Source organism: Streptococcus parasanguinis, assembly GCF_001069785.1.
GTDB classification, from domain to species: Bacteria; Bacillota; Bacilli; order Lactobacillales; family Streptococcaceae; genus Streptococcus; species Streptococcus parasanguinis_T.
Genome location: NZ_JVSR01000110.1, coordinates 38,560 through 50,742 on the forward strand (window position 1 = coordinate 38,560; position 12,183 = coordinate 50,742).

Genomic DNA, 12,183 nt, shown 5'->3' on the forward strand with positions numbered 1-12,183 from the left:
TACTGAAGTAGTAACGGCTGTGGAAATATAGGAAATCGACGTAGTGTGCTTGCACACAAGGAGATTTATCTTTTTTCCTAAGAAATTAGTCCCGTGTTCAATTCCAAATACAAAGTAACGATTCAGCTTGCTGATTTAAATCGTATCCTAGGAAGCAATTCTAAAATAGAAAAACTCAAGAAAGCCAGGTCTCTTAAGACTTGGCTTTCAAAAAAGAAAAGGAAACCATTATGCCAATTCAAAACAAAACAATGTTAATCACTTACTCAGATAGCTTAGGAAATAACCTTAAGGATCTCTATGAAAATCTAGAGAAGCACTTTGGGGATGCAGTAGGTGGGGTTCACCTCTTGCCATTTTTCCCATCAACTGGTGACCGAGGCTTTGCGCCTGTGGACTATGACCAAGTGGATCCAGCCTTTGGAGATTGGGAAGATGTCAAACGCTTGGGCGACAAGTACTATCTTATGTTTGACTTTATGATCAATCACATTTCTCGTCAATCTAAATACTACAAGGACTACCAAGAAAAGCATGACCAAAGTGCCTACAAGGATCTCTTTCTCAACTGGGACAAGTTCTGGCCAGAGAATCGCCCAACTCAAGCAGATGTAGATTTGATTTATAAGCGCAAAGACCGGGCTCCTAAACAAGCTATCACTTTTGCGGATGGGACGACCGAGCATCTATGGAATACCTTCGGGGAAGAGCAGATTGACCTAGACGTGACCAAGGAAGTGACCATGGACTTTATTCGCAAGACCATCGAACATCTGGCAAGCAATGGCTGTGACCTCATTCGTTTGGACGCCTTTGCCTATGCAGTCAAGAAATTGGATACTAATGATTTCTTCGTGGAGCCAGATATTTGGGATTTGTTGGATAAGGTGCGCGATATGGCGGCCAGCTATGGTGCTGAGCTCTTGCCAGAGATTCATGAACACTATTCCATCCAATTTAAGATTGCCGATCACGACTATTATGTCTATGATTTCGCGCTACCCATGGTAACCCTCTATAGCCTCTATAGTTCAAAAGTGGAGCGCCTTGCCAAGTGGTTGAAGATGAGTCCTATGAAGCAGTTCACGACACTCGACACCCATGATGGGATTGGGGTAGTCGATGTCAAGGATATCTTGACAGATGAAGAAATTGACTATGCATCAAATGAGCTCTATAAGGTAGGAGCGAATGTGAAACGCAAATATTCCACAGCAGAATACAACAACTTGGACATCTACCAAATCAATTCGACCTACTATTCAGCGCTTGGAGATGACGATGGCAAGTATTTCTTAGCCCGCTTGATTCAAGCCTTTGCGCCAGGCATTCCACAAGTTTATTATGTTGGATTCCTAGCTGGGAAGAATGATTTGGAACTCTTAGAAAACACCAAAGAAGGCCGCAATATCAACCGTCATTACTACAGCAATGAAGAAATCGCTCAAGAAGTAGAGCGTCCAGTCGTGCAATCCCTTCTCAAACTCTTTAGTTTCCGGAACAACTCGCAAGCTTTTGACCTAGAAGGAAGCATTGAAGTGGAAACACCAGATGATCATACCATTGTCATCACGCGCCAAAACAAAGACCAGACTGTCACAGCAGTAGCTCGAATCGATCTTGCTGAGGGCACTTACCAAGTGACAGAAAACGGTCAAGAAATGGTGTTTTAAAAAAATATGAACGAACTAAGGGATAAGTAAAAAAGCTTATCCTTTTTCTGTTTTAGATATTGCAACCGTTTACAAAACTATAAAACAATGGTACAATATCTATTGAAAGAAAGGAGGTCGCTTTATGAAAAAAATCATTTATCCATCTGCGGCCCTATTAACGGCTTTTGCTCTATTATCCGTTCAAACAGCAAAAGCAGACACAGCTCAAGCACCGGATCAAGCCAATGAACCGGCAGCAACAGTAGAAGAGGTGGTGGCTTCTCCAACTCCAGAAACCGCCACAGAAAATCAGGGAGAAGTGGCCGAAACGCCGACGACAACAGACCGTGCAGCTGTCCCTGCTGCCTCTCCAACGGTAACATCGACAGAGACAGCATCTCCTGAAGTGGAAAAACTGATTGAAAACATGCCACTCAAACAAAAGGTGACTCAAATGATCATGCCGGACTTCCGTAAGTGGCAGGAGGCTAATCAGGAGTCGCCACAGGATCTCACCAAGGTCAATGCTGAAGTAGCAGATGCGATTGATAAATATGATTTTGGAGGCGTCATTCTTTTTGCTGAAAACGTCAAAGAGACCAAGCAAACCCTGGCTCTGACGCAAGATATGCAAAAGGCAGCGATTGAAAACAAGGCCAATAACGGGAAAATTCCGCTATTGTTAGCCATCGACCAAGAAGGGGGGATCGTCTACCGCTTGGGTACGGGTACAGCCCTTCCTGGGAATATGGCCATTGGGGCTACCAATGATCCCAAACTAGCGAAAGAAGCCGGTCAAATCATAGGACGTGAACTTTCTGCACTAGGCCTGAATGTGGACTTTGCTCCGGTTCTAGATACCAATAATAATCCTCAAAACCCTGTAATTGGGCTTCGTTCCTTCTCATCTGACCCAAACCGGGTTGCCTACTTGGGTATTCCGATGATGAAAGGGATTCAAGACTACAATGTCGCTGTAGCTGCCAAGCATTTTCCAGGCCACGGAGATACAGCAGTCGATTCACATACGGGTCTGCCATTGGTGGATAAATCTCTTGCCGAGCTTGAAAAATTGGAACTCCTTCCATTCAAAAAAGCTATGGATGAAGGGGTAGACCTCTTGATGACGGCTCATATCCAATACCCGCAGATTGAAAAAGATCAGGTTGTGTCAAAAGAAACGGGTGAGAAAATCTATGTTCCAGCTACTCTATCTGATGATATTTTAACGGGCTTGGTACGGAAGAAATACGGCTATAAGGGCGTGATTGTCTCTGATGCCATGGGAATGGATGCTATCGCTAAGAACTTCGGTGAGGTGGAAGCCGTGAAGATGGCTATCAAAGCCGGAGTTGACCTGGTTTTGATGCCAACGACCCTTCGCAGCAAAGCCGATTTGACCAAGATTGATACCATCGTCAATGCAGTGGTAGATGCGGTCCAAACCGGTGACATCTCAGAAGAACGCTTAAATGAGTCGGTTCGTCGGATCCTGACCCTCAAAGAAAAACGTGGGGTCCTGAATTTTGATCCAAGTGCTCGGACAGCTGAAAAAGCAGAGGAAGCAGTCGGATCTAGCCTCAACCGTGACTTGGAACGCAAGATTGCAGCAGCAGCGGTGACGGTTGTAAAAAATGAAGACAATACCTTGCCATTTAAGGTGCAAACAGGGGACCATGTCTTACTACTCGGAGCTTTTGAAAATGAAGTCCCAGGACTAAATTTGGGCATGCGTCGCTTAATCGCGGATGGAGTGCTTCCAAAAGATACCTCCTTTGTGGCCAAGAACTTCACTAAGGAATCCACCCTTGATAGTCTAAAAGAAGACCTTGAAAAAGCCACCCATATCGTAGTGATTTCAGAGATCGGTTATGAAGGGCAACTGGATAAAGATTTCTGGCGGACCAAGATTCCAACAGAAATCGTCAATTATGCCAATACCAACCATAAGAAGGCAGCTGTCCTTTCTATCTCTAAACCTTATGATGTAGCCAACTATCCCGCAGCCAAAGCCATTTTAGCAGTCTATGGAAATAAGGGAATGGATCCAACGGAATCCCTCAAACCAGACAATGCATTTGGTCCTAATATTCCTGCAGGAGTGGAAGTCATCTTCAATGGCAAGGAACATCTAGGTACCTTACCGGTTGATATTCCAAAAATTGTAGACGGAAAAATGTCGGAAACAGAGTATGCCTACCGCATTGGTCATGGTCTTTTCTATCCAGCACCTGCTCCATTGCCAACACCAGAAGTCCAAGATCCAACTTCACCAGGCCAAGATCCAACTTCACCAGTCCAAGAACCAACCCATCAGACACAACCAGTAGAGGTTGGTAACACAGGAACTCAGGTCCTTGTTAGCAAGCAAGAAAAAGCTAGCACTCTTGATGCTCCACAAGTTATTCCGATCGCTGTGAAACAAGCCACTGATCAGGCTCCTGCAAGTGTTTCAGCAAGTCCTGCATCATCGGTATTGCCAAAAACCGGTCAAACAGGGAACCTCCTCTCCCTCATGGGCATCAGCCTCTTAACTTTCCTTGGATCTTTTGTCTATCCAAGAAAGAAACACTAAAGGATTCAGAATCTCAATTGGGTGATTTCCCAATTGAGATTTTTTGGTAAAAGTTTACTAAAATTAACTCGAGATGGCAATGATGGAATAGAAGTTGTAATCGGAGGAAAACCCTTTGTTATCGCCTTTCTGGGCATAAAATAAAAAATTAATAAAATTTTACTAAAAACACTTGAAGTTTTACTTGCGATCAGATATAATACAAGTATAAAAACGTTTACAAAACTAAAGGAGTTTCTCATGACGACAACAATCACATCTCAAGATTTACAAGCAAAATTCCAGGCTGTCTTTGGGGAAAAGGCTGACCACACTTTCTTTTCACCAGGACGGATTAATCTGATCGGTGAACACACTGACTATAATGGTGGGCATGTCTTCCCAGCAGCCATCACACTTGGTACCTACGGAGCGGCAAGAAAGCGCGAGGATAAGGTCTTGCGTTTCTTCTCAGGAAACTTTGAAGACAAGGGGATCATTGAAGTTCCACTTGAAAATCTCCACTTTGAAAAAGAGCACAACTGGACCAACTATCCAAAAGGCGTGCTCCATTTCTTACAAGAAGCTGGTCATGTCATTGATAGCGGAATGGACGTCTATGTCTATGGCAATATTCCAAATGGATCCGGTCTTTCTTCTTCAGCATCGCTTGAGCTCTTGATTGGCGTCATCGCTGAGAAACTATATGATCTTCAGTTAGATCGTCTAGATCTGGTCAAGATCGGCAAACAAACTGAAAATCACTTTATCGGAGTCAACTCTGGGATCATGGACCAATTTGCCATCGGTATGGGAGCTGATCAACGGGCTATTTATCTCGATACCAACACCCTAGAGTATGATCTGGTACCGCTGGACCTCAAAGACAATGTCGTAGTCATCATGAATACCAACAAACGCCGGGAATTAGCGGATTCCAAATACAATGAACGCCGTGCAGAATGTGAAACCGCCGTCTCTGAACTCCAAGAAAAACTAGACATCCAAACCTTAGGGGAATTGGATCTCTGGGCTTTTGATGCTTACAGCTACTTGATTAAGGATGAAAATCGCATCAAACGGGCTCGTCATGCTGTACTTGAGAACCAACGGACCCTCCAAGCACGCAAGGCGCTTGAAGCAGGTGATTTGGAAGGCTTTGGCCGTCTCATGAATGCTTCCCACGTATCCTTAGAGCATGACTACCAAGTGACTGGTCTAGAATTGGATACCTTGGTGCATACAGCCTGGGAACAAGAAGGAGTGCTTGGTGCTCGTATGACGGGAGCAGGCTTTGGTGGTTGCGCTATCGCCCTTGTCAACAAAGATAAGGTTGAACCATTTAAAGAAGCTGTTGGCAAACGCTATGAGGAAATCATTGGCTATGCGCCAAGTTTCTACATTGCAGAGGTTGCGGCAGGGACACGGGTGCTTGATTAAAAAGGAGATAGGATGACAGAACTGGTATTAGATGCATTTGTCACAGCCGTCATTGCGGCAAGTGACTATGAAGAGATGGATCGGATTTATCTAAAAAACCGCGTTATGAGTCGCATTGGAGAAGAAGGGCTAGACGCCCCAGCTCATCAAGCTGACTTGATCGCACTCAAAGATCAGCTGGTGGAAATCGCTGTTGCGAATAATAAGATCCAAGACAGCATGGCCGCAAAAGACAGTTTGGGTGCGGAATTGATGGCTTGGGTCACCCCTAGTCCTAGTCAGGTCAACCATCGTTTCTGGGAGACCTATCGTCAGTCCAAGGAAGACGCGATTGCTGATTTCTATGCCCTCTCCAAGCGCAATGATTACATCAAGGTCAAGGCGATTGCGCAAAATATCGCTTTTGAGGCAGAAACTCCATATGGCTCCCTTGAAATCACCATCAATCTGTCAAAACCTGAAAAAGATCCTAAAGACATCGCAGCGGCGAAGCTGGCTAAAGCTAGTCATTATCCAGCCTGCCAACTGTGCTTTGAAAATGAAGGCTATCAAGGTCGCCTAGACCATCCTGCCCGTGCCAATCATCGGATTATCCGCTTTGACATGGACGGGCATGATTGGGGCTTTCAATATTCCCCTTATGCCTACTTCAATGAACACTGCATTTTCCTCGATAGCCAGCATGTTCCCATGGCCATTAGTCGCAAGACCTTTGAGCGACTCTTGACCATTGTCGAGACTTTTCCAGGCTATTTTGCGGGCTCCAATGCAGACCTGCCCATTGTAGGGGGATCCATCCTGACTCATGACCATTACCAAGGCGGACGCCACACCTTCCCTATGGAGCTGGCTCCTGTGGAGGAAAGCTTTACCATTAAGGGATTTGAGGCTGTATCGGTAGGAATTGTCAACTGGCCCATGTCAGTTCTTCGTTTGAATTCAGATGACAAGGCGCAATTGATTGCCCTGGCAGACCATATCCTAACAGCCTGGCGAGGCTACTCGGATCCAGCTGTTCAGGTCTTAGCGGCATCCGACGGTCAGCCCCACCATACCATTACCCCCATTGCCCGGATTCGTGATGGGCATTATGAACTGGACTTGGTGCTTCGTGACAACCAAACCTCACCAGAGCATCCCGATGGCATTTATCACCCACATGCAGATGTGCAACACATCAAAAAAGAAAATATCGGCCTGATCGAAGTCATGGGCTTGGCCATTTTGCCACCTCGCCTCAAGGAAGAGCTCAAGCAGGTTCAAGACTATTTGCTTGGACGTGAGAGCACAGTGGCAACTTACCACCAGCCTTGGGCAGATGATTTGAAAGCTACTCACCCAGCTATTACAGACGAAGCAGAGGCAGAGGCCCTTGTCCGTGAATCAGTCGGTCAGATCTTTGCGCGCGTGCTCGAAGATGCCGGAGTCTACAAGCGAACCGCAGAAGGACAAGCTGCCTTTAGACGCTTTGTTGCGACACTTTAAGTGTGGAGAAGAGGCAGAAATTTGGTACAATAAGAGAGAAGACAAGAAGCGAAAGGAAAACAAATGGCAATACTCGTACTCGGAGGAGCTGGCTATATCGGTTCCCACATGGTGGACCGTTTGGTCAATGAAGGACAGGAAAAAGTCGTCGTGGTCGATAGCCTGGTCACAGGCCACCGTGCAGCGGTGCATCCAGATGCCGTCTTTTACCAAGGAGACCTGGCGGATCAAGACTTTATGCGCACTGTTTTTAAGGAACATGCAGATATCGATGCGGTCATCCACTTTGCGGCTTACTCACTGGTCGCTGAATCCATGGCCGATCCATTGAAATATTTTGACAATAATACAGCAGGCATGGTCAAACTCTTGGAAGTCATGCATGAATGTGGGGTGCACTACATCGTCTTTTCTTCAACTGCTGCCACTTACGGCATTCCAGAAGAAATTCCGATTCTTGAAACCACTCCGCAAAAACCAATCAACCCTTATGGCGAAAGCAAGCTCATGATGGAAACCATTATGCGCTGGGCCGATCAAGCCTACGGGATCAAGTATGTGCCCCTTCGTTACTTTAATGTAGCGGGTGCCAAGCCAGATGGATCCATCGGAGAAGACCATGGACCAGAGACCCATCTCTTGCCGATCGTCTTGCAAGTAGCCCAAGGCAAACGCGAAAAGATCTCTATTTTTGGAGATGACTACCAGACACCAGATGGGACCAATGTTCGGGACTATGTCCATCCATTTGACTTGGCAGATGCCCATCTTTTAGCAGTGGAGTATCTCCGAAACGGCAACCCATCTACCGCCTTTAACCTGGGCTCATCGACTGGATTCTCCAATCTTCAAATCGTTGAAGCAGCCCGCAAGGTTACAGGACATCCGATCCCACTTGAGATAGCCGATCGCAGACCAGGAGATCCAGATACCCTGATCGCATCATCTGAGAAGGCGCGTGCCATCCTCGGTTGGCAACCAAAATTTGACAATATCGAAACCATCATCCAAACAGCCTGGGCTTGGCATTCCAGCCACCCAGATGGCTACAATGATCGATAAGGAGGGACTGCGAACATCATTTTTGAGACTTTTTTAATAACATTTAAAACGACAGTTGATCTTGCTAAATGACTCGTTTCAAACGTCAGTCATTTCCTTAACCATCATAAAAAGTGAGGTATTCAAAATGAATAAAACCACAAAAATGTTAGCCGTCTTCTTGACAGCGGGTCTTCTTTTAGCTGGTTGCACACAAAAAGAGACTACAAAATCTACTAGTCCATCGTCTACTAAAGCGACCAGTAAAGCAACAAGCAAATCATCCGCCAAAGAGAAGACAAAAGAGTCATCAACTGATGAAAGCAAAAAAGAAGATGCACTAGCAGGTGCACAAATGACTGTTCTCGAAACGAGTGATGAAGCAGGTAAGTCAACTATCACCTTGTATTACAAGGGAGATACCTTGTTATTACAAGAAAAAGTTGATGATTACGACGTCTCAAAAGTGCCTGGTGAGAACCCTCTTGAAACCATGAAAGAAGCCGTCGCTAAGAGCCAAGAAAAATTCAAAGATCTGATGGGACATGGATTTGAACTAACATCAGAATACAAAGACGGAATCTTTTATATCCGCAATACCATTGATTACACAAAAATCGATTTTAATAAATTAAAAGAAATCGTCCCAGGATTTAATCCCCTAGATGACAAAACAGTTAGTTATTCAGTAACGAAAGACAGTCTTATCAAAGGCGGAATGGTAGAAAAATAAACAAAATGGAGAGCAGCTCAGTTTGCTGCTCTCTTTTTGTTTTAGATGTTGCGGAGAAATTAATGATTAATGTGGAAAAAAGAATGGATAGATGAAGATGTCAAAGAAGTAGAGATTACTTTATCGTATAACCAATACGATCTTGTATGTTTTTCAGACGAGTACTATAGAAGATTTGTGGGGCAGATAACTTCTCTTCTCGAGCTATTTCACTTAACCCCCTAGGCTTGGTAGGGCCACCAACCAGATGATTACAATGATCCATAAGAAGGAACTCAAGTGAATCAGCTTGAGTTTTTTTGTGTGCGAATGAGCTGGGAATACCACTAACTAGGCTTTTTTATAGCTGTGAAAGATGTTATAATATGAAAAAATTTAAAGGAGAAATGAATGGGAGATAAATACACCGTAAAAAGTGATCTTTCGGTGGCTGCTAAGCATGCTACTGCAATAGGATTTGCCAATAATCATTCAGCTATTACAGTTCAAAGAGATGAACAAACAACAGTTGCTGGTAATAATAGTGCCAAAAATGGTATTAGTCAATTTGAGAATCTTCAGACTCAACTATCGAATCATATTGTTAATATGATTCAAAATATCCATAGCTTAGCCGACCAATTTGAAGATAAGGATGCCATGATTCGTCAAAATTTAAATATTTTGAATACCATTCAGTCTAAGCCATCATTCTCAAATGAAGTGAAATCAAAATACTTAGATGTATTAGAGGATTAGATATGAGTGCAGAAGATACATGGAATAAGCTCCATGAGAAAGAACTACAACTTTCAGATAAGGAGTGGGACCTATATCAGCGGATAGAAAAATTAGATTTTAAAAAAATGGAAGTAATGGATTAGCTGTTGAATGATTCACATTGGTTAAATGATCTAAATTTTCTTTTTGAAGGTAGTAGATATCAAAGTCAAATGATGGATGACCGGTTAGAATTTCAGCATCAAGTGAGAATAATGGAATACAGTTTGGATGAAGAATTAGAAAAACTTCGGAAAGAACATAAATCTATTGAAATGAAGTTAGATTCAATTCACCAAGAAAAAAGACGATTAGTGACGGAGGAAATCACATGAGTATAGATATGTATCTAGAATCCGCCAGAAGTCAGGCAACTAGTTTATCTAGTATATCCACCCAGTGCGTGCAACAGAATATGGAATTGATTAAAGTTCTTGAAAATTTTGTCGCTGAAGAAAAGTTAAAGGGCATGCTTACGACTCAGCAAAGGCGCATATTACAAGTACTGTTATTCCTTTAATTCAAGGAATTGTCTTATACCAAGAATCTCTGGCGGAGGAGTGTCAAAAATTTGTCAGTCAGTATACCTCTGACGTAGATAGTAAAAGTTGGAGTCAAGTGGATCTAGAAGAAAAAATTAGAGAAGCAGATCAAAAGATTTCCAGTCTACGACAGTTAATGGAAACAAAATCGGATAATAAGATTTCAGCTTTTCTAAATCTTTCGGTATCCATAGCCGTATTAGAAGGAGCAAAACAAAAATTACAGAAAATATTAATTAGCCTGCTTACTTTTAATGCAGTATCTCCAACTATCTTTTTAAATTCAGAGCGGTATTTATTGGCCGTTCAAAATGGTTTTGCCCAAGCTGCACAATCATGGGATGCTGCTAGTGGAACCTACTTACCTCCAAGTAGTGGAGTGGATCTATCGTGGAAGCAAACAGTCTCTTTAGGGTGGAAAAAACGTCAAGCAATCCTAAACAAAGTGAAGAATCCTAAGGTTGAAACATTGGAAGACAAACTTTCAAAAATGTCACGTGCAGAACTGGAGGAAGAGTATGGAGATGTGATTCAAGCCTATATAAGATTTACGAATATGGGGCAAGGTGATGCGATCCTTGCCAAATGGGATATGAACGATCTCAAATTGTTATGGAAACGGTATAATGAAGTGAAGGATGATCACTTAGGATTATTACCTTCAGAATTAGCCAAGGTGGACCCGAAATTTAAGAAACGTATCGATGCAATGGATCAAGAAGCGTTAGAAGAGGCCTACCCAGAACTTAAAACATTGATCTCCATGGCTCATGTGAATCCCTATGCACAACTATTTAAATCTGAAACAGAACGCGCTAATTATGATTACCTACTAGATCGCTATTTCCTTTTAGATAGTCAAAAAATGCTTAGTTGGCGAGATCCCACCTTTCAAACTAAATATGATTATTATATAATTGAAGAAGGAATTAATCCTTTTACAGGCAAACCAGCTACACAGGAAGAAATCAATCGTGCAAAAAATATCAAGAAGGTGAGAGGTTTTACTGATACCCTCCAACTAGCAAGTACCTTATATACCGCTTATGTTGGATATAATCAGTACTACAATAAACCCTATACAACTTTCTCGGATGTATATAGTAAGGTAAAAGGGAAGATTCCTGTCTTTAATAGGAAACCAGTAATTCCTGTTTTTTCAAATCGATATTCAAAAATAGATTTTACTCAAACTGACTTTGATGTTGAGTTAATAAGAGGTAGATTGAAAACTGATCCAGATACGGCTTTTTTCTGGTCAGGACGAACAGATGGCATTGGAGGAATGGATGTTGCGAAAAAAATAGCAAAAAATAAAGGAGGAGTTACATTAGAATCTACGATTGATGATACGAACATTGTAATGCCTGAATGGGATTTTAATACTCCTTCAAGTGTAACAGCTTGGGAGGAAGCTTCGAATGTTTACGCAGAGCAAGTATCTGGTGAAATAAGAGCTGTAGTTGGTAGCGAACTACGACCAGGAAATATTTGGGAAAACATCGAACTACCAAGATTGAAGGCCAATCCAAATGTTACTAAGGTTACAACAATAGATCCTAAAACAGGGGTAGAAAAAATTATATTCGAGAGGTAGAAATGAAAATTACAGGTACAAGATCAACAATTACTTTTGATTTAGAGAATGGTTTCCTCTTAAAAGCACAAGGAGAATTGCTGATCAATAAAAAATTTGTTGTTTATAAAGATAGTATGACACAATGGGAGCCTCCTCATGAGAATCTTCCGATAACTCAAAGAGAAATAGAAAATATTATTAATACAGCTAAAAAAATGGAGAGCAATCAAACTATTCAATTAGACTTTGTATAATTATATTGTATTCTAAGAGAAATAAATCTCTATACAAGTGGTCAGGTTGTCTATCATGGGACCAAACTCCTAGGTGGAAGTGAAGAAGATGCTCAAACTGCAAACTTTATCGGGAACATCGTAGGAGGTTATGTGGCCTCC

At 42.6% G+C, this 12,183-nt stretch carries 9 protein-coding genes and 1 pseudogene; all 10 read left to right on the forward strand.

The window, feature by feature from the left end; translation table 11 throughout:
• Positions 1-230 precede the first annotated feature (230 nt).
• On the forward strand, positions 231-1,673 hold the full coding sequence (gtfA, locus tag ADG03_RS10465; protein WP_049472578.1) for a sucrose phosphorylase: 1,443 nt from the start codon (positions 231-233) through the stop codon (positions 1,671-1,673).
• Positions 1,674-1,797: 124 nt separating this feature from the next.
• Entirely contained in the window at positions 1,798-4,230 is a 2,433-nt protein-coding gene (locus ADG03_RS10470; RefSeq protein ID WP_049472577.1) for a glycoside hydrolase family 3 N-terminal domain-containing protein, read from the forward strand.
• 240 nt (positions 4,231-4,470) lie between these two features.
• Positions 4,471-5,649 carry a galactokinase gene (locus ADG03_RS10475; protein WP_414716481.1) on the forward strand — a complete coding sequence of 393 codons (1,179 nt, stop codon included), beginning with the start codon at positions 4,471-4,473 and terminating at the stop codon, positions 5,647-5,649.
• Between the two features lie 12 nt (positions 5,650-5,661).
• A complete protein-coding gene (gene galT, locus ADG03_RS10480; protein ID WP_049472576.1) occupies positions 5,662-7,134 on the forward strand; it encodes a UDP-glucose--hexose-1-phosphate uridylyltransferase in 1,473 nt (490 codons plus the stop codon).
• Positions 7,135-7,197: 63 nt separating this feature from the next.
• Complete coding sequence (gene galE / locus ADG03_RS10485) at positions 7,198-8,196, forward strand: UDP-glucose 4-epimerase GalE (RefSeq protein ID WP_049472575.1); 999 nt, start codon at positions 7,198-7,200, stop codon at positions 8,194-8,196.
• A 127-nt stretch (positions 8,197-8,323) separates the two neighbouring features.
• Positions 8,324-8,908 (forward strand): DUF1307 domain-containing protein, encoded by a 585-nt coding sequence (locus ADG03_RS10490; RefSeq protein WP_049472574.1) that lies wholly within the window; start codon positions 8,324-8,326, stop codon positions 8,906-8,908.
• A 390-nt stretch (positions 8,909-9,298) separates the two neighbouring features.
• Positions 9,299-9,646: a TIGR04197 family type VII secretion effector gene (locus ADG03_RS10495; protein ID WP_049472573.1), complete on the forward strand. Its 348-nt coding sequence runs from the start codon at positions 9,299-9,301 to the stop codon at positions 9,644-9,646.
• A 2-nt stretch (positions 9,647-9,648) separates the two neighbouring features.
• Positions 9,649-9,771, forward strand: a complete 123-nt coding sequence (locus ADG03_RS11950) for a hypothetical protein (protein WP_275043113.1) — start codon at positions 9,649-9,651, stop codon at positions 9,769-9,771.
• Positions 9,772-9,998: 227 nt separating this feature from the next.
• Positions 9,999-11,806, forward strand: a pseudogene (locus ADG03_RS10505) (hypothetical protein).
• 2 nt (positions 11,807-11,808) lie between these two features.
• Positions 11,809-12,042 carry an Imm74 family immunity protein gene (locus ADG03_RS10510; protein WP_003007814.1) on the forward strand — a complete coding sequence of 78 codons (234 nt, stop codon included), beginning with the start codon at positions 11,809-11,811 and terminating at the stop codon, positions 12,040-12,042.
• The last annotated feature ends 141 nt before the right edge of the window (positions 12,043-12,183 follow it).